Origin of the sequence: Pseudoalteromonas sp. NZS11 (genome assembly GCF_015864765.1) — a bacterium.
GTDB lineage: Bacteria > Pseudomonadota > Gammaproteobacteria > Enterobacterales > Alteromonadaceae > Pseudoalteromonas > Pseudoalteromonas arctica.
In genome coordinates, this window is record NZ_JADYWP010000002.1 from 322,094 (window position 1) to 340,303 (window position 18,210).

Annotated in this window: 12 protein-coding genes and 1 pseudogene; 6 read left to right on the forward strand and 7 right to left on the reverse strand. The window is 39.1% G+C overall.

Annotated elements, in window-relative coordinates:
* The first annotated feature begins 228 nt into the window (after positions 1–228).
* Positions 229–1,920 carry an alkaline phosphatase D family protein gene (locus tag I6E82_RS05145; RefSeq protein WP_197100504.1) on the forward strand — a complete coding sequence of 564 codons (1,692 nt, stop codon included), beginning with the start codon at positions 229–231 and terminating at the stop codon, positions 1,918–1,920.
* Positions 1,921–1,984: 64 nt separating this feature from the next.
* Here the strand turns inward: I6E82_RS05145 and I6E82_RS05150 are convergent, their stop codons facing one another.
* The 3 genes from I6E82_RS05150 to I6E82_RS05160 form a co-directional block, all read right to left on the reverse strand.
* On the reverse strand, positions 1,985–3,469 hold the full coding sequence (locus I6E82_RS05150; protein ID WP_197116989.1) for a cellulase family glycosylhydrolase: 1,485 nt from the start codon (positions 3,467–3,469) through the stop codon (positions 1,985–1,987).
* A gap of 387 nt (positions 3,470–3,856) precedes the next feature.
* The gene (locus I6E82_RS05155; protein WP_010552983.1) at positions 3,857–4,207 is read right to left on the reverse strand and encodes a hypothetical protein; all 351 of its coding nucleotides are present in this window, start codon (positions 4,205–4,207) and stop codon (positions 3,857–3,859) included.
* Between the two features lie 88 nt (positions 4,208–4,295).
* On the reverse strand, positions 4,296–6,647 hold the full coding sequence (locus I6E82_RS05160) for a TonB-dependent receptor (RefSeq protein WP_197116991.1): 2,352 nt from the start codon (positions 6,645–6,647) through the stop codon (positions 4,296–4,298).
* A 219-nt stretch (positions 6,648–6,866) separates the two neighbouring features.
* Between I6E82_RS05160 and trhA (I6E82_RS05165) the strand changes: the two genes are divergently transcribed.
* On the forward strand, positions 6,867–7,496 hold the full coding sequence (gene trhA / locus I6E82_RS05165; protein ID WP_197116993.1) for a PAQR family membrane homeostasis protein TrhA: 630 nt from the start codon (positions 6,867–6,869) through the stop codon (positions 7,494–7,496).
* A 133-nt stretch (positions 7,497–7,629) separates the two neighbouring features.
* On the opposite strand, the gene I6E82_RS05170 is transcribed toward trhA (I6E82_RS05165), so the two are convergent.
* Positions 7,630–10,155: a metallophosphoesterase family protein gene (locus tag I6E82_RS05170; protein ID WP_197116995.1), complete on the reverse strand. Its 2,526-nt coding sequence runs from the start codon at positions 10,153–10,155 to the stop codon at positions 7,630–7,632.
* A 221-nt stretch (positions 10,156–10,376) separates the two neighbouring features.
* On the opposite strand from I6E82_RS05170, the gene trhA (I6E82_RS05175) reads away from it, so the two are divergent.
* Together trhA (I6E82_RS05175) and I6E82_RS05180 are read left to right on the forward strand one after the other, a co-directional pair.
* The gene (gene trhA / locus I6E82_RS05175; protein ID WP_197116997.1) at positions 10,377–10,760 is read left to right on the forward strand and encodes a PAQR family membrane homeostasis protein TrhA; all 384 of its coding nucleotides are present in this window, start codon (positions 10,377–10,379) and stop codon (positions 10,758–10,760) included.
* 316 nt (positions 10,761–11,076) lie between these two features.
* Complete coding sequence (locus I6E82_RS05180; RefSeq protein ID WP_197116999.1) at positions 11,077–12,330, forward strand: hypothetical protein; 1,254 nt, start codon at positions 11,077–11,079, stop codon at positions 12,328–12,330.
* A gap of 27 nt (positions 12,331–12,357) precedes the next feature.
* Here I6E82_RS05180 and I6E82_RS05185 read toward each other — a convergent pair.
* From I6E82_RS05185 to I6E82_RS05195, 3 genes and pseudogenes are all read right to left on the reverse strand, one after another.
* Positions 12,358–12,480 (reverse strand): annotated as a pseudogene (locus I6E82_RS05185) (MGMT family protein); the annotation flags it as partial.
* A gap of 186 nt (positions 12,481–12,666) precedes the next feature.
* The gene (locus tag I6E82_RS05190) at positions 12,667–12,972 is read right to left on the reverse strand and encodes an MGMT family protein (protein WP_024598125.1); all 306 of its coding nucleotides are present in this window, start codon (positions 12,970–12,972) and stop codon (positions 12,667–12,669) included.
* Positions 12,962–13,864 carry a LysR family transcriptional regulator gene (locus I6E82_RS05195; RefSeq protein ID WP_101216968.1) on the reverse strand — a complete coding sequence of 301 codons (903 nt, stop codon included), beginning with the start codon at positions 13,862–13,864 and terminating at the stop codon, positions 12,962–12,964. Before I6E82_RS05195 ends, I6E82_RS05190 begins: the two co-directional genes overlap by 11 nt.
* A 122-nt stretch (positions 13,865–13,986) precedes the next feature.
* Here I6E82_RS05195 and I6E82_RS05200 point away from each other — a divergent pair, with 122 nt between their 5' ends.
* Together I6E82_RS05200 and I6E82_RS05205 are read left to right on the forward strand one after the other, a co-directional pair.
* The gene (locus tag I6E82_RS05200) at positions 13,987–15,069 is read left to right on the forward strand and encodes an efflux RND transporter periplasmic adaptor subunit (RefSeq protein ID WP_197117003.1); all 1,083 of its coding nucleotides are present in this window, start codon (positions 13,987–13,989) and stop codon (positions 15,067–15,069) included.
* A gap of 2 nt (positions 15,070–15,071) precedes the next feature.
* A complete protein-coding gene (locus I6E82_RS05205; RefSeq protein WP_169060565.1) occupies positions 15,072–18,140 on the forward strand; it encodes an efflux RND transporter permease subunit in 3,069 nt (1,022 codons plus the stop codon).
* Positions 18,141–18,210 lie beyond the last annotated feature (70 nt).

Sequence of the window (18,210 nt, forward strand, 5' to 3'; positions counted from 1 at the left end):
AATCTTAACCAGTTGTAATTAAACAACTTTACACGCATCACTTTAATTTGAAAAATTCATACCTCGTTAATTTAACCATTTAATTTAATTTTTTGACTACTTTTTAGTTAATAAATAAAAGGGTTTTAATGTATTAATACCGTCACACTAAATACATTTAGCGTTTATAAAAACGTCATATCTAATCGTTAAAATACGCACCACTATAAATAATTTAAAAAGTGCAGTATGACTCTTTCATCACGTCGAAATTTTTTAAAAACCTCAGCAGCAAGCATATTTACCGTCGCAGTATCGAGTGCCATTACAGGTTGTGCTCAAACATTAATAAACAAACCTCTATCGGCTATTGAATTTAAACACGGTGTAGCGAGTGGCGACCCGCTTAGTCATGCTTTAATAATTTGGACACGTGCAACCACTTCTCAATCAAATTTTGAAGTTACTGTTGCTTGGGAACTGGCAAGTGATTCTCAATTTAAAAACATCATTCGCAGCGGGCAAGAACAAACAGATAAAAGCCGAGACTTTACAATAAAAATAGATGTGCAAGAACTTGCTCCAAACACAGAGTACTTTTATCGTTTTATGGGTGTGAATACACAAAGCCCAATTGGCCGGGCTAAAACACTACCAATTAACAATGTTGAACAAATTAAAATGGCTGTTGTGTCGTGCTCAAACTACCCTGCTGGGTACTTTAATGCCTACACAGATGCCGCTAAGCAAAAAGATTTAGATGTGGTCCTGCATTTGGGGGATTACATTTACGAATACCCAATGGGCGGATACGCTACCGAAAATGCTGAAAAAATTGGCCGCCAATTAGCAGCCGATAACAGCGGTGAAATTATTACCCTTAGCGACTATCGTAAACGTTATGCTATTTACAGAACAGACCAAGGCCTTCAAGCACTTCACGCTGCAGCGCCTTTTATCGCAATATGGGATGATCACGAAGTTACTAACGATACCTATAAAAGTGGTGCTGAAAATCATACCCCTGATGAAGGTGATTTTTTTAAGCGTCGCGCAGCAGCTATTCAAGCCTATTACGAATGGCTGCCAATTAGGCCACCTATGGGCGAACAAAGCCCGCAAATATATCGCACCTTCGATTTTGGTAATTTAATAAGCTTACATATGCTAGATACGCGCGTAATAGCACGCGATAAACAACTCGCTTACAGCGACTACAAAAACCCCGAGACTAAGCAAATGGATGTTGCGCGCTTTGTCAGTGATTTAAATAATCCAAAAAGGCATTTACTAGGTAACACACAACTAAACTGGCTCACCAGTGCAATAACAAAATCAAATGCAAAATGGCAAGTATTGGGCCAGCAAGTATTGATGACTAAAATGTGGCTACCTACTGAAATATTCTCGCAATCCGATCGCACTAAAATACCTCAGGTGTTAAAAGAGCTTGTTACCATTAAAAAAGCAGTGTTAGCTCATAAAGCGGTAACACCCGAGCAACTCGCACGCGTAAATACTTTAATGCCTTATAATTTAGATGCGTGGGATGGTTACCCAAGCGAGCGCGAAGCATTATACAAAAGCATTACCGCATTAAATAAAAAGTTAGTCGTGGTTGCAGGTGATACGCACAATGCGTGGCATGGCACATTAAAAAATGCAAAAGGCGAAAGCGTAGGAGTAGAGTTTGCAACACCTGGTGTTACATCCCCGGGTATGGAGCATTATTTAGCGCTTAATACAGCACAAGCAAAGCAAATGGCTGACTCGCTTACATTGCTAATAAACGACTTAAATTATTGTGACTTATCACACCGTGGATATATGTTACTGACTATTACTAAAGAGCAAATCACAACCGATTGGCGCTATATAGATAACATAAACTCTCCAAGCTACAACATTGCTGCTCAACACCAAAGTGTCTATAAGGGCTAACATTTTGTATAAAAAGAGAAGGTAAACACATTATTTACCTTCTCGTTTATTTTATTAAACGCGCTTAATTACAAGTATAAAGAAGCGTCCACGAAGCATCACTTCCTGGAAGGCTGTTTGTATACCAATTTGCGCTGTATGCATTGCCTTGATATTGCATTTTATCGTCAGTGTTATTGTGAGTAAACGGACCACCTGAGTAATCTTTGTTCACCCAATTAGGGTATGCATTAATACCATTACAATCTGTTGAACTTACAACACTGCATCCGTTTGTATCAACACTTGTACCAGCGGGTGTATCTGGGCACTGATCAATATCATCATTCACACCATCGTTATCCGCATCGCTTTGTGGCTCAACTACTTCAACAACACAACCTGTATTATTAACAGTTTCACCTGCAGGTGTATTAGGGCATTGATCAACATTATCGCTAATACCATCGGCATCGCTGTCAGTTACTGCACAACCAATACTATCAACCGTTGTACCTGCGGGAGTATTATTGCACTGATCAAGGCTGTCACTTACGCCATCCCCGTCGCTATCTAAATCAACATTGCTACTACCACCACCCCAACCTTGAATGATCTCTTTAACTTTAGAGCCTGACGATGTTAGTGAATTCCAACTACCGCCTGGAGTAAATAACGATGCACCTTCGTTTTTATCGTTTAAAGCCCAGTTAGCGTGGCTAATATTGTTTGTTTTAAAAAATGCCATCCATGCATCGGTTTCATTGATATTAACACCACCATTACCATCAGCATTGACTGTTCCCCACTCTGTAGCAAATAGTGCAATGCCGTTATCGAGTGCTGTTTGTGCTTTATTTCGATACGATTGACCATGCGTGCCAGCATAAAAATGCAGAGTGTAAGCAATATTGGCGCGATCAATTGGGTTTTGTGATGCCACATCAACATCTTGCGACCACGTAGGCGTTCCAACCACAATTAAGTTATCAGGGTCGATTGCTCTAATTTTATCAATAACTGTTTCTGCGTAAGGCTTAATATCGTTAACCCATGAGATTTGTAACGGCTCGTTATAAATTTCATAAATAACATTGTCGTACTGCCCATATTTGGTAGCTACGTCTTCAAAAAAGCGAACTGCAGTTGCTTGATCGGTATGTGCTTCATGGCTATGAAAATCAATAATAACGTACATATCTTCGCTAATAGCTGCGTTTACAACAGTATCAAGACGGCTCATATTGCCCTCCCAATCAAAGTTCAAACTACCACCAGTACTCGTACCATGGCCAATAGCGGCACGAATTAATGTTGCATTAAATTCAGTTTTTGCCTTTGCTACTGTTTCTGCTGTATAAAATTTTTCAGCGCCCCACCCCGTGTTACTCCAAAATAGGCTAGGTCCTGCAAAGCTTGTGTTTTCTCCGCCCGCAAGAATTTGATTCCCACTCACCGTTAACTTCTCAACAGCGGCATTGGCCATTGTTGAGCATCCTAATAATAAAGCTAACGATAAGCTCGCCACTTTAAAATCCTTTCTTTTGTGATTATTTGAACTGTTATTCATCGTATTTCCTTAAATTGAAATTATCAGTCGTCATTGCTTGACGTAATAAATTGATAGCAAACCAATACTTAATAGCTAAACAAAGTTAATTTGGCGAGCAGAAAGTATCATTTATTTATTAACATTAAATGAATAAAAAGGTACAAGGAGAAGGATTTCAATTAACTAAATATCAACAAGTGAGCGATTTAACGAGGTTTGAGGATTTTACTGGGTATATACAGGCATTTACACGATATTTACATGGTGCTGGCAAAAAATCTCGGTTACAAAAAATATGTATAAAAATGAAAAGGCGGTAATAATAATTATTACCGCCATCAATAATAGCTAAATATCAGGGTGAAATATTAATAAGCCAACCAAACCGAGTTCTGATTAAGTGGCTTATTTTTTAGTGGGTAGCGCTTTTCTGCCCAAACGGTATGCATCCATCATGCTCAGCACCCAAATTATAATCATTAAAGGTACATACTTATATTCAGCGAGTTGAGCGCAAGCGTCAGATGGTTGTTGCGCGGCTTTTAAAATGGCCGTAACCGACATGGGGATTTTTCCGTGTACAATTTCATTTGCAGTACACTGTGCAATCGCAAATATATCTTGAAGGGTTAAAATTAAAAGAACAGAAAATACACCCGCAAAAATAGCGCCTATAAGGTGTTTTTTTAAAGAAAAATGCCCCGCTCCAGGATAAACAATGGCGGTAAGTAAAGCAGCTTTTAGATCTTGTTTCATTTTTACCTAATATAAATTCACTTTAACGTGATCACATAAAAAAGCCACTTTGCAGTGGCTCAATTAAAATATCAAGTAGTTAAATGTATTATTGTCCACCAAACCCGAGAGTTAACTCAATACCAACAAAGCGAGGTGCTCCTGCAACAAATGTTGGGTTGCCAAATCCCCCTCCAGTATTACCTGCATCAACTAAATACTCTTTATCTAATAAGTTACTAGCAAATACACTAACAGCCCAGTCATCACCATTTGCGATACCTAAGCGCGCACTGACTAATCCAAGCCCAGGTTGGCTAATATCTAAGCCTGATATTGGCGCATTTGCTGGCTCAAAAAACACTTCAGAGCGGTAGCTATATATTAAAGAGCTCGTTAAATTAAGTGAGTTCGACAATTCTGTTGAATAAAACAGCCCCGTACTAAACGTCCACTCTGGTTGTAGTCTAAATTTATTGCCTGCGAGGTTACCGTTATTACTATCATCATCTATTTCAGCATCGAGGTAAGCCGCATTGGCAAAAACCTCAAACTCATTATTAATTAACGCCCTTACCTCAGCCTCTGCGCCAACATTAGTGGCAGAGCCCGCATCAGCAGAAAACGCAACGCCTTCATCATCCTGTAACGTAACCTGAAAGTTAGAATAATCTTGATAAAATACAGCTACAGAGTAATCTAAACGCCCGTCAAGCGCTTTGCCTTTAATACCGGTTTCGTAGTTCCAAATAATTTCCGCTGGGACTTCTGATATAGAGGCTTCGACATTTCCTTGTTCGTTGTTAGCCGAACTCACTTCTAGTACTTCCGAACGACGCCCTTTTGAAATAGTCGCATACATATTTGTAGTAGGGTTTATTATATAAAGCGCATTAAAACGTGGCAGCCAATCATCATAATCAGCATCGCCATAAAATGTTTCACCATTTGTATCAACCGTAAACAATGGCGCTTGTGTTAAAACACTATTGGGTGCAGCAGAGCTATAGCCACTGCGCTTTTCTTCTTTTATATAACGAAGTCCCACTGTTAACTCTAATGCTTCAGTAGTAGCATAAGTTACATCAGCAAACGCTGAGTACGCTTTGTTTTCACCATAGTTTGTAAACTCTAGTGAATATGGCAACTCGTTTACTACACCACCTGTTAATGCTGGCGTTAAAATATTAACGCTACCATCATTATTAATACAAGGAACACCAGAACCCAATACGCCTAAGCAATTTAAAAATATAGACTCCTCTGTACTAAATGGAATACGCTGGCTACCATCTTCTTCAAAGTAACTCACACCAAAAATACTAGTGAACTTATTCTGCGTATAAACAGCGCGTAATTCTTGGCTAAATTGATCGCCCTCAGCAGCTTCTGCAAATTCTAAAAACCATGCTTGCGTACCATCAGCATCAAACACTTCTAAAGAATCAAAATTACGCCCTGCAGTAATTGAGGTGATTGTTAAATCGTTACTTACATCCCAATTTACAGTCAAATTTAAATCGTTAACTGTGCGCTCCACACCTAAGTCTTTTTTTCCAAACACAGACTCTGCATACGGACTACCTGGCATTTCAACAAAGCTATATGGACTTGTATCACCACCGGTTGGTGCATAAAGCCCATTTTTAAAAGATGTACCCGAGTCATCATTTTTTTCATACGTATACACCAAATCAATCGTTACATCGTCACTAGGTGTAATACGTAAAGACGGACGATAAGAAAAACGCTCAATAGCATGCATATCATCTTGCTTAAACCCAGCCGGATTTTGGGAGTTACTATTTCCTGCAATATTTTTTATAAACCCATCACGTTCACGATAAGTAAAAGCAACACGGCCTTGCATTAAATCATTACCACCCGTTACAAAACCACTAACACCTTTGGCCGAGTAATTACCAACGGATGCTTTTAATTGAGCCGAAAAATCTTTTTCTGGTTTACGTGTTGCTACACTAATAGCCCCCACAGAAGCTGCTGTTCCAAACAGTGTTGCTTGTGGTCCCTTAACAACTTCAATCCCTTCTACATCAAAAAGCTCAAAGTATGAACCACGAGAGCGTGATACATCTGCTCCGTTATAATAAATAGACACACGAGGTGATGATTGAGACGATCCACTATCAGACGTAATACCACGAATTACAAAGCCTGGGTTATTAGGGCTTTGCTCTTGAATAACAAGCCCTGGTGTTATTTCAGATAAAGTGTCGAGTTCGCCAATACCTAAGCTCTCTAAAAAGTCGCCATCGTAGGCACTTATTGTTACAGGCACATCTTGTATTGATTGCGCACGCTTTTGAGCAACAACCACTATTTCATCAAGTTCTTTATTTATGGTTTGATCTGCAAAACTATTTGTTGATGTAACGCAAATCATCGCAACAGACAATTTAGTAAGTTTAAGAAAAGGCCGTGTCGTTAATTGATTTTTCATGTTTTTCACTGTTCGTCCGATTAATTGTTTTTAGGAATTACCAATAATCTAACGAACTATTACGACTTTTTTACGTCTTATTAATTACGCATTGGTTAAATTGATGTTTCAACTTTATGAAAAATAATAAATTATTGTATTCATATAAAAATTATAATATTGAAAAACTCAGCGTACACTTGTACACTAAAATTCATTCAAATAGTGGTAGGATCTGTCATGTCGTTAGAAGCGCCCTATTCTAAAAAAGAAGAACAACTAAACGTAATTAGCCATGCACTTGGTATTGTATTTGCCGCATTTGTTATGTGGGATTTATTTAGCCAAGCCACCAGCACTAAAGCGTATGTAAGTACTGTAATTTATGGCAGCAGTCTATTTGTGCTGTTTTTGTCGTCCACTTTGTACCACGCCAGTATTCAACCGCGCTTAAGAGCCTTTTATAAAAAGTGCGATCACTGCGCCATATACTTATTAATTGCTGGCACCTACACTCCCTTTTTATTAATCTCATTAACCGGTGCTTGGTCATGGGCAACACTTACATTTATTTGGGCGGTGGCACTGGCGGGCGTTGCGTACAAAGTATGTGTAAAAAACGGTAATAAAAAAATATCACTCGCCACCTACTTGCTCATGGGTTGGTTTGCACTGGCTATTGTATATCCGCTCTACTCTAGTGTTGATGTAAAAGCACTTTACTGGCTACTTGCCGGCGGTATTTTTTATAGTTTAGGCACTTTTTTTTACAGCGCTAAAAGCACACAATTTAGCCACGCAATTTGGCACTTATTCGTTATTGCTGGGTGTATTTGTCATTATATTTCAATTAGTAATTATGTTTATTGATAACGACTTAAAGTGTACAACAAGCAGCACATCGAAATGTTTAGAGGATCACATATGTAAAATCGATATAAAGTCAGGCTCTATATCGATTTAAAATACACTAAATTATATAAATTCAAAAATAATGAGGTCTTTACCCAGCATTATCAACTTTTAAAACCAAAGCAAATCGACCGTCTTTATGTGTAAAACCCCAAACAGAGTTATTGTTATAATTATAACCCCACAAATAAGTCCCACAACTGCTGCTTACATCACTTGGCGCACTACCAGCACCCGATTGGAACATAACACTAAAGTCATCCGAGTAAGAGGTAGCAGTAAAGCAGTTTTCATCTAAAAACGCGTCCCAAACACCCGTTTCTTCATTGTATCGACCAATAGTTAAAGTAGATAAATCAACGCCTTCGGGAGCTGTTATTGCAATCGCCATTGCATCAGCGTCATCTTCAGCGGTGATCACACCATCTCGAATAACATTTGTTGGATTATCGGTTTCCACTGCATCTTTATCAAAAAACAACTCTGAAGGAGAGCTGGTTTGCACAAATCCGTTTGTGTTTTTATATGAGCCATCTTGGTTTAAATTACCATTAATGTACAAAATATCAGATACAGTTGTAGCATCCTCGTCAGTAAACCAGCTTAATGACAACAATTCATTCATTGCTTGCTCTTCTCGAGGAATACTATAAGCATCAGCAAAGATTGTATATTCACCTTTACCTGTCCCTAAATCATCTTGATAGTTTGCATCAACGCCCACCTGCTTTTTATCTTGGGTATCGGTAGTTAACACTTCAACACTGTTATACGTTAAATTAAAACCATCTAAAATAGCCGCTTGCGTACCAATATAACCGGCTTCATCAGGTGTTTTTGTTGTTGCCCAATAAGATTCGTAAGGAGAAACAACACGCTGTAGCGCATCGCTCGTATAGCTTGCACTATCACCTACATTCCATTCAATAGGGATAATTTCTTCAATGGTTTTACCAGTAGAATCAACATCATATTGCACCCAAGAATTTTGAGGTTCATCCCAGTATGTCCCCATGTTCATATCTGCTTCTGAGAAATTAACCGGTGCATAATAGTTCTTAAACGTAATTTGACGACCATTAACTTCAACAATCACGAATGATATTTTGTTTGATTTTTCATACTTAGTTAAATCTTTAGTGTACTGACTATTTGTTCCTTCATAGTCACCTACTTGAGCAAAATTATCCTGCGCTAAACCCGTTTCATATTTATCATGAATACCATAACGATTGTTATACGCTTTCCAAGATGCATTACCGGCAACAATTTGCGTAAAGCCAACGGATGGATTCGAATTATCTGGATGAATTAAGCTACGAGAGTATTGATGATCGTGCCCAGCAATATAGTTAACTTTATATTCACTCAATAAATTAAGGACGTTATCCATTAAGCCAGGTGAAGACTCATCTTGCAGCTGTAAATAACCTAATTGACCAGTATCAAGCCCTAATATACCTGGCTCAGTTTCATCCTCATCTCCACTTGTACCATCGCTTTTTAACGAACTAATATAATCAAAATATTCATCATAATTATAAACAGACGGACGCTTTTTGGTTGATAAAGCTTCATGACCAAACATAACGATATGATCAACCGTAGTCCCTTTTGTTTCTAAAACATTTTTTAACCAATCGTAAATAAGAAGCCAAGTACCTTCATAGTTAACAGACACTAAATCACTGGCATAAAAGTCTATAGCAATAAATAGGGTATTGTTTTGAACGGTATAGTACATAAGATCTTCAATACCTTCGTAACCCACTATTTCGCCGCTTTCTAACCCTTTGCTTAATAGTTTTCCTGGGTATTGTTGATACAAATTGTACCCTTGATCGAATTCCTGTGAATCTGCATCGGTATATGCATCAATACCATTATCCATATTATTAACAGAGCGATTGTCTGTCGTATCCACTGAAGTAGTAAACCAACTTAGCCAATCATAACCATCTACAATTTCGTGATTACCACGCACAGGTAAAACAGTCATTCCGGCTTCAGTTAAAGGCGTGCCAACCTTATTCATCCATTCAACATATTCATTTTCTGTGCGTACATCGGTCATATCACCTACTGCGAGTACAACTGAAACCCCCTCTTCTTTTATCTTAGAAACAATAGGGTCAACTAATAAAGCAGGAAGGTGTTTAAAATCATAAGGCGTATCTGAACGTTCGCTACTTGCAATTTCGACCGGCACGCCGCCAGCAACAAGCGGATCTCCATTTTCATCAACAAAAATAGCATTATAAGGGTCAGACACGTCAATCTTCCAACCTTCACCATCAAAAATGTCATCATTATTAACGTCATAACCAATATCGACAGATAACGTTATACCATCGTAGGTATGTGTAATTGTTTGTTTATAATCATCATCATCTCGGCCTTGAGTATCGGGTATAACAGCAAAGCGCCAAACATTATCGCTATTATTTTCTGCAAGTTTATTAGCCCCTTGCGTCACCGTAGTACTTACAGTAGTACTTACCGTACTTTCATTTTCAACTTGATCAGAATTTTCTGTTGAATCTAAATTATCAGAACCACATGCAAAAAGAGCATTGGAAATAACAACTATTAAAGCGGTTTTGCTTAAAGCCTTCATTAGGGTATTTACCTATTATTTAATTATAATTTTATGGCAACTTAGCTTCACAGCAGCCAAATAGAAATAAAGTAAATAAGGTACAGGGGAAATATTACAATTTTATAGAAATTAACGTGATATAGACCTGAAATGAAAATTATTAATTTGGGGACAATAAGGAATACGCAAACAAATTAAACAACAATTAAGCAAGACAACCACACCAAAATTTAGGATAGGTGTCATTGTTAATTTGCCGGCACCTACCCCCCTTGTTATTAATATCATTAGCTGGTGCTTGGTCATGGGCAACACTTACATTTATTTGGACTGTGGCACTGGCAGGCGTGGCGTACAAAGTATTTGTAAAAAACGGTAATAAAAAAATATCACTCGCCACCTACTTGCTCATGGGTTGGTTTGCACCGGCTATAGTGTATCCACTTTATTCTAGTGTTGATGTAAAAGCACTTTACTGGCTACTTGCCGGCGGTATTTTTTATAGTTTAGGCACTTTTTTTTACAGCGCTAAAAGCACCCAATTTAGCCACGCAATTTGGCACTTATTCGTTATTGCTGGGTGTGTTTGCCATTATATTTCAATTAGTAATTACGTTTATTAGGCTGGTTAAGCCATTTAAAATGGTCAGGTTTGAGCGATAACCGGTCATTGAGATTGGCTAAATATCGTCGTTAATTGATTGGTTAAACTGCTCTTTGCGCATATATTCATGAAAATAAGCGACGCGAGCATATTGTTCTATTAAACTTTACTTTAAAGCTTTAAAAAGCTTAGTGGTAGTAATGCTTTAGGTTATTTGTTAAAACTATATAATGTAGGAAAATGAGCGTAGCGTCGGCAGAAGTATATGCGATGAGCGCACTATTAAATAGTTATACGAACTGGTTACCAGAACCAAAAAATATTAAGGAACAATCATGTCTTATGAAGCAAAAGTGTTTCGCATTCTCATCGCCTCTCCATCTGACGTTGATGAAGAACGAGAGATTGCCGTAAAGACAATCCAAGAATGGAATGATCTGAATTCAGCTGAACGGCAAATAGTCTTGTTGCCTTTGAGGTGGGAAACACATACTGCCCCTGAGTATGGTAAACGTCCACAGGAAGTTATTAATAGGCAGATGGTAGATCATTGTGATCTCGTGATAGGAGTTTTTTGGACAAGAATAGGTAGCCCAACTGGTGCTGCTGATAGCGGAACTCTTGAGGAAATTGAGCGGGTTGCAGGCCAAGGGAAACCCGTTATGTTGTATTTTTCTCAGGTAAAAAAAGATCCAAATCAAATTGATTTAGAACAGTTTGCCAAGCTTAAAGAATTTAAAGAAAAGACCTTCCCAAAAGCGCTGGTGGAGAGTTTTAATACTCAAATTGAATACAGAGACAAGTTGGCAAAGCAAATCGAGATTCAGCTTCGAAACTTAATAGTGACCGACGGTAAAACTTCGGAAGAAGACTCTGAGCCTGGTTCGTCGAATATTTCATTGGAATTTTGTGATCTGGAAACTGGTGATAATCTAGGTCAAGAAATCAACCTTGAAACTACATATTTTGATGTAACTGGACTTGAAGATGTCCCTGATTACAAGCCTAATTTACCTGAAGAGTCCTCCAATAAATCCATCAGTAGAATTCTTAATAGATCTAATAGTGATTACTATAGAGAATACGTAAGGTACTTGGTTAATTATTCCATGTTTAAGCCCGTTAAATTTTGGCTAAGAAATAATGGAATTATTGGCGCCCGCGATATCTATATTGATATGCGAATTTCTACAGATATGGAAGATCTCCGAATAGAAAGTTCATCGTCATTCAAAATACAAAAGCCGGTGAGAGACGAAGATCGTTCTTTTTCCGTTAATTTCGGTGATATTTTAAATGGAGAAGGTTTAGAGGTTTCCCAAAGTGGGGATGTCTGGGATACCAATATGGAAATAAGAGCCCTACAACCAAAGAGGGAAGTTAAGTCACGACAAACTATGATAGTCGGCGGTAAGTCTTCTGGCTCTATCGACTTTCAAGTAAGGGTATATGCCGACACTTTGTCCGAGCCTATATTGCAATCACTAAAAATTAATATGGAGGTAGAAACGGTTGAAATCTTAGCCAAAGACTTGCTGATTGATAGTGGCATATTAATTTCAGACGAGCTTGATGAAAAAGCATCTTAAATTGTATACAAGGCGCTTTACGCGTTATTCTTGATATTTTTCACTACATGCTGGAAATAATATTTTACCTTGGCTATTCACTACCCTGTGCCAAGGTATAACCGAGTCGTTTGAGATCACTTTTGATAAGCGCCTGACCAATCGTGAGTTTTATGGGTAACGCGGTAAGTTGGGTTGTTTCTGGTGAACTCATCATTTTTGTCGGATGGCGTGGCTTCGCCACTTATCCGACCTACGTCAAAATGTAGGTTGGTTAAGCCGAAGGCGCCACCCAACAGAGTATCAATTCACGCCTTGAAGGCCAGCTATGGCACTTACCTGCCAATAATAGTCACATCACTCCCACCGACACTCGCGCATATTCACTTTGTCGTTTTTAAACAGTACACCTTCTGATAAAAGCTTTTCGCGCTGTTCTTGGTATTTTTCGCTACCTGCAGGAAACGATATTTTACCTTGGCCATTCACTACCCTGTGCCAAGGTATAACTGAGTCGTTTGGCATCACTTTTAATAAGCGCCCGACCAACCGTGAGTTTTGCGGATAACCAGCAAGAGCTGCAACTTGCCCGTAACTTGCTACTTTGCCTACTGGTATGCCTGCGATAACAGTATAAATAAGTGTTTCTTTATCAATATCCATTGTTGTTAGAATATTCCTTACTTAATTGTTTAAATTGCTCCCAAATAGTACGCGCTACAGGGCCATGGTGCACTGCATGCTGCCTAAAGGCTCTAATTTGCGCACTAAATTTATGCTCTCGATCAGTAATATGTATTTCTTGAAGTAAGCCTGCTTTTATTTCAGGGTCGCAGTGCTCTAGGCTCATCATTGCCCAACCCGCGCCTGAGAGTAAAAACGATTTTAGGGTCGATACATCATCAATTTTCATCATGGCGGAGCCTTTTGAGTACGATAGCCTGTCGCTGTCGATACTCAAGTCACTTTCAAACATGGCTAAACACGGATACGTTTGCAGTTCGCTATAGGTGAGTTTTTGAGGAAGTACGCCTTTAGCGCTCACAATGCCAATATCGAGCCTGCCTATGGGCACACTTTCTAAATCGCCTGTCGCATGAAATAAATCAAACCACGGGCCAATACCTAATTCGGCTTGCCCACTGTTTACTTGCTCTAACGAAATAAAGCGCTTCCCGCTTGTTAAGCTAAACTCTGTGCTGGTAAACAACCTAAAAGTATTACTTATGATCTCGTTATAACTCTGCATATGACAAAGTTGCTCGTAACAAACTCTAAATTGGGGTTCATTACCTAATGCCAATTCTTTAGCGAGCTGTGCTAGCTCGTCGTTGGCATGCAGTAGTTGCTGCGCTTCGCGGTGAAAAACACGTCCTTTTTCAGTAAGCTGTAATCGATACTTACTTCTGTCTAGTAACTCAAATCCTATTTTGGCTTCTAAGTTTTTAATGGCGAGTGTAAGCGCTGGCTGCGTTTTATGTAGCTTTAGTGCTGCTCCGCTTAGGCTTGCGCTTTGCACTATGGCATCTAAAATTATTAATTGATTCAGCTTCATATACCGCTCTGCAACATCATAAATAAAACTTATTGAGTTTCTAAAATTTAATGATTTTTATTTTATATGTTTGCAGCGTATGCTGCACTTAATTATTTTGCCATCATTGCAACGGAGAAGACATGAAACTCTTTCGTCTATGTTTATTAACAACGACCTTACTTAGCTTAATAGCCTGTTCTGAGCCAGAACAGCAAGTTAAAGAAGAGCCTATTCGCCCTGTTAAATTATTCAACATAGGTCATGATACGCAAATTAACATTCGTAGTTTTCCTGCTGAAGTTGTTGCAAACCAAGGCTCGTACCTTGCTTTTAGGGTAAACGGCGAACTTGTTAAGTTTCCTGTGCTTGCTGGTGAACACGTTGAAAAAGGTGATTTATTAGCAAAACTGGATCCAGAAGATTTTCAATTACAGTTTGACGAACGTAAAGCGCGCTTTGAATTGGCAAAATCACAACTTAGTCGTATTGAGCAATTGTTTGAGAAAAAAATCACCAGCCAGTCAGAATTAGATCAAGCCACTGCTAATATGCAAATTGCTGAATCTGCATTTAGAATTGCACAAACGAACCTTGAATACAGTGAACTACGCGCACCATTTTCAGGCACTGTCGCTAAGGTATTTGTTAAAAACTTTGAAAACATTCAAGCCAAACAAAATATATTACGCTTAGAAACACGCGATTTAATGGACGTAGAAATTCAGGTTCCTGAAAAAATAGTCGCTCGCTTTCAAAAAGGCACCGATTACCACCCTACTGTAAAGTTTGATGGCTTTGACGACAAAGAATACATACTTGATATTAAAGAGTGGGATACCCAAGCAGATCCTGCAACACTTACTTATAAAGTTGTGTTTTCGCTACCAGTACCTGAGGACTTTAATTTACTAGCCGGTATGACGGGTAGCGTGCTTATTGATTTAAGTAAAGTAACGCGCTCGCAAGTTGCCTACACAATACTACCTATCGAGTCGGTGTTTTCTGAGCCGCAAGAATCAATTGAAGATAACGCCTACGTATGGCTTTTTGATTCAAAAACTAGCCAAGTGCATAAACAAGCTGTAAAGGTTGGCCAGTTGCACCGCGATGGTATTGAAGTATTAAGCGGTATTAAAGAGGGCCAAATTGTGGTTTCTGCCGGTGTGCATTCACTAAAAGAAGGCATGAAAGTAAGAGCATGGAATAAAGAGCGAGGCTTATAATTATGAGCTTTGCACAACTCTCCATAGAGAAAAAAGTAATCAGTTGGATGTTTACGCTGCTGCTATTAATTGGCGGTAGTGTGTCGTACTTTGATTTAGGGCAACTAGAAGACCCTGAGTTTACGCTTAAAAAAGCCATGGTTATTACCATGTACCCTGGCGCTTCGCCGCAGCAAGTTGAAGAAGAAGTTACTTTTCCGATTGAAAACGCGATTCAGCAATTGCCTTATGTTGATTACGTTACGTCTATTTCATCTAACGGTAAATCACAAATTTCAGTAGAAATGAAAAGCAATTATCGTAAAGAGCAGCTTCGCCAAATTTGGGATGAAATGCGTCGTAAAATTAACGACCTTTCTCCGTCATTACCCAGTGGTGTTTACCCAAGCACTATTTTGGACGACTTTGCCGATGTTTACGGTGTTATGTATTCGGTAACCGGCGATGGTTATTCGTATGATGAGCTTAAAGATTACGTCGATTTTTTAAAGCGCGAACTGGTATTGGTTAAAGGTGTTAGTAAAGTAACCGTTGCGGGCCAACAACAAGCGCAAGTAATGGTTGAAGTTTCTACGCGTAAACTCGCTCAATTAGGTATTGCGCCAAGCCATATATTCCAGTTATTGCAATCGCAAAATACGGTATCTAACGCGGGTAAAATTCGCGTGGGCGATGAATCAATTCGCTTGCATCCTACTGGCGAATTTAAAGATGTAAAAGAGCTCGAAACCTTATTAATTTCAAAATCAGGTGCCAATGAGCTTATTTACTTAGGCGATGTAGCAAAGGTTTACAGAGAGTACGCAGAAGTACCAAATAACATTATTCGTTATAACTCTCAGCAAGCTTTACTTATTGGCGTGTCGTTTATGTCGGGTGTTAACGTGGTTGATGTGGGTAAAAACATAGACGAGCATTTAGCATCACTTGAATATCAACGCCCTCATGGTATTCACATAAATTCTGTATACAACCAACCACAAGAGGTTCAAAAATCGGTTGATGGTTTTATTATCAGCTTACTTGAAGCCATTGCGATTGTTATTGTTGTACTGCTGTTATTTATGGGTTTAAAAAGCGGCATTTTAATTGGTGGTATTTTACTGCTTACTGTACTGGGTACGTTTATATTTATGAAGTTGTTTGCTATCGACTTGCAACGTATATCGCTTGGGGCACTTATTATTGCTCTTGGTATGCTGGTTGATAACGCAATAGTCGTCACTGAAGGCATACTGATAAACCTTAAACGTGGCCAAACAAAACTCAAAGCGGCTGTTAATATTGTTGAGCAAACAAAATGGCCTTTACTAGGTGCAACAGTAATTGCAGTCACTGCCTTTGCGCCAATTGGTTTAAGCTCTGATGCCAGTGGTGAATTTGCCGGTAGCTTGTTTTGGGTGTTGTTTATTTCGCTTTTATTAAGCTGGATAACAGCCATTACGCTAACGCCATTTTTTGCCAATTTAATGTTTAAAGAAAACGAATTTAAAAACGAAGAAGGCCAAGAAGATGAAGACCCATACAAAGGTTTTATTTTTAACGGTTACAAAGCGATTTTAGATTTAGCGCTGCACTTTAGAAAAACCACGCTTATATTAATGGTTGTTTTACTGTGTACGGCGGTTGTTGGTTTTGGCTCTGTAAAACAGTCGTTTTTTCCTGCCTCTAATACACCTATGTTTTATGTAGATTATTGGCAAGAGCAAGGCTCTGATATTCGATCAACTCTTGAGGGCGTTAAAAAGCTCGAAGAGTTTTTGCAAAAAGAAGACCTTGTTGAAGAAGTAACAAGTACAACAGGCCAAGGTGCACCGCGCTTTATGCTTACCTACGCGCCAGAAAAATCATATCCCGCGTACGGGCAATTAATTATTCGTGTTGCCGACAGAGAAGCCGTAGCAACTGTAATGCAAACAGTGCGTGATTACTCAAGCAATCATGCACTCTCTGCACAGCTTAAAATTAAACCGATGGAAATTGGCCCCTCTACTGATGCAAAAATAGAAGCACGTTTTTCGGGCCCTGATCCTGTTATTTTAAGACAACTCGCTGCTACAGCCGAAGAATTGATTGGTAGCGACGATGGTGCATATAATATTCGTGATGACTGGCGCGCACGTACCAAAATGATTCGCCCGCAATTTAACGAGCAAAAAGCACGTCGATTAGGTATTAGTAAATCAGACTTAGACAATGTATTACTAACGAGCTTATCGGGTAAACAAGTGGGCGTATATCGCGATGGTACGCAATTGCTACCCATTATTGCTCGCTCTCCTGCTAACGAGCGCTTAAACGTAGAAAGCGTACACGACCTTCAAATATACAGCCCAGTTCTTGGTGTATTTGTACCAGTGACTCAAGTTGTAGACGAATTTGATGTGCAGTGGGAAGACAGCCTAATAATGCGCCGCGATCGCAAACGTACTATTACAGTAATGGCCGATCACAATGTATTAGGAGACGAAACGCCCGCTAAATTATTTGCGCGTATTCGCGGTCCGATAGAGAACATGGAACTACCACGTGGTTACCAACTAGAATGGGGCGGCGAGTTTGAGTCATCAAGCAAAGCTCAAAAAGCAATATTTGGCTCATTACCGCTGGGTTATTTAGCGATGTTTGCAGTAACCGTACTACTTTTCAACTCACTCAAACAGCCGCTTGTAATTTGGGCAACTGTACCCTTGGCTATTATTGGTGTAAGCGCGGGCTTACTAGCGATGAATGCTCCGTTTAGCTTTATGGGGCTGCTTGGTTTGTTAAGTTTAAGCGGTATGCTAATTAAGAACGGTATTGTATTAGTTGATCAAATAAATCTTGAATTAAGGGAAGGTAAATCGCCCTATGAAGCCGTGTTTGACTCTGGTGTGAGCCGTGTACGACCAGTTGCAATGGCAGCTATAACTACTATTTTGGGTATGATCCCGCTGCTATTTGACGTGTTCTTCCAGTCAATGGCGGTAACAATTATGTTTGGTTTGGGCTTTGCTACAATTTTGACTCTAATTGTAGTGCCGGTACTGTACACCGTGATATTTAGAATTGATTACGAGCCACGTAAGTAGTTAACATATAATCGGTTAACATTAAAAAATGCCACAGGTTCAAAATCCTGTGGCATTTTTATTTAATACC

Bases quoted from the DNA above. Each gene is read 5' to 3' on its own strand.
- I6E82_RS05155 (WP_010552983.1), bottom strand. From the start codon at position 4,207: ATGAAACAAGATCTAAAAGCTGCTTTACTTACCGCCATTGTTTATCCT.
- trhA (WP_197116993.1), top strand. From the start codon at position 6,867: ATGTCGTTAGAAGCGCCCTATTCTAAAAAAGAAGAACAACTAAACGTA.
- I6E82_RS05160 (WP_197116991.1), bottom strand. From the start codon at position 6,647: ATGAAAAATCAATTAACGACACGGCCTTTTCTTAAACTTACTAAATTG.
- I6E82_RS05190 (WP_024598125.1), bottom strand. From the start codon at position 12,972: ATGGATATTGATAAAGAAACACTTATTTATACTGTTATCGCAGGCATA.
- I6E82_RS05150 (WP_197116989.1), bottom strand. From the start codon at position 3,469: ATGAATAACAGTTCAAATAATCACAAAAGAAAGGATTTTAAAGTGGCG.
- I6E82_RS05170 (WP_197116995.1), bottom strand. From the start codon at position 10,155: ATGAAGGCTTTAAGCAAAACCGCTTTAATAGTTGTTATTTCCAATGCT.
- I6E82_RS05145 (WP_197100504.1), top strand. From the start codon at position 229: ATGACTCTTTCATCACGTCGAAATTTTTTAAAAACCTCAGCAGCAAGC.
- I6E82_RS05205 (WP_169060565.1), top strand. From the start codon at position 15,072: ATGAGCTTTGCACAACTCTCCATAGAGAAAAAAGTAATCAGTTGGATG.
- I6E82_RS05200 (WP_197117003.1), top strand. From the start codon at position 13,987: ATGAAACTCTTTCGTCTATGTTTATTAACAACGACCTTACTTAGCTTA.
- I6E82_RS05180 (WP_197116999.1), top strand. From the start codon at position 11,077: ATGTCTTATGAAGCAAAAGTGTTTCGCATTCTCATCGCCTCTCCATCT.
- I6E82_RS05195 (WP_101216968.1), bottom strand. From the start codon at position 13,864: ATGAAGCTGAATCAATTAATAATTTTAGATGCCATAGTGCAAAGCGCA.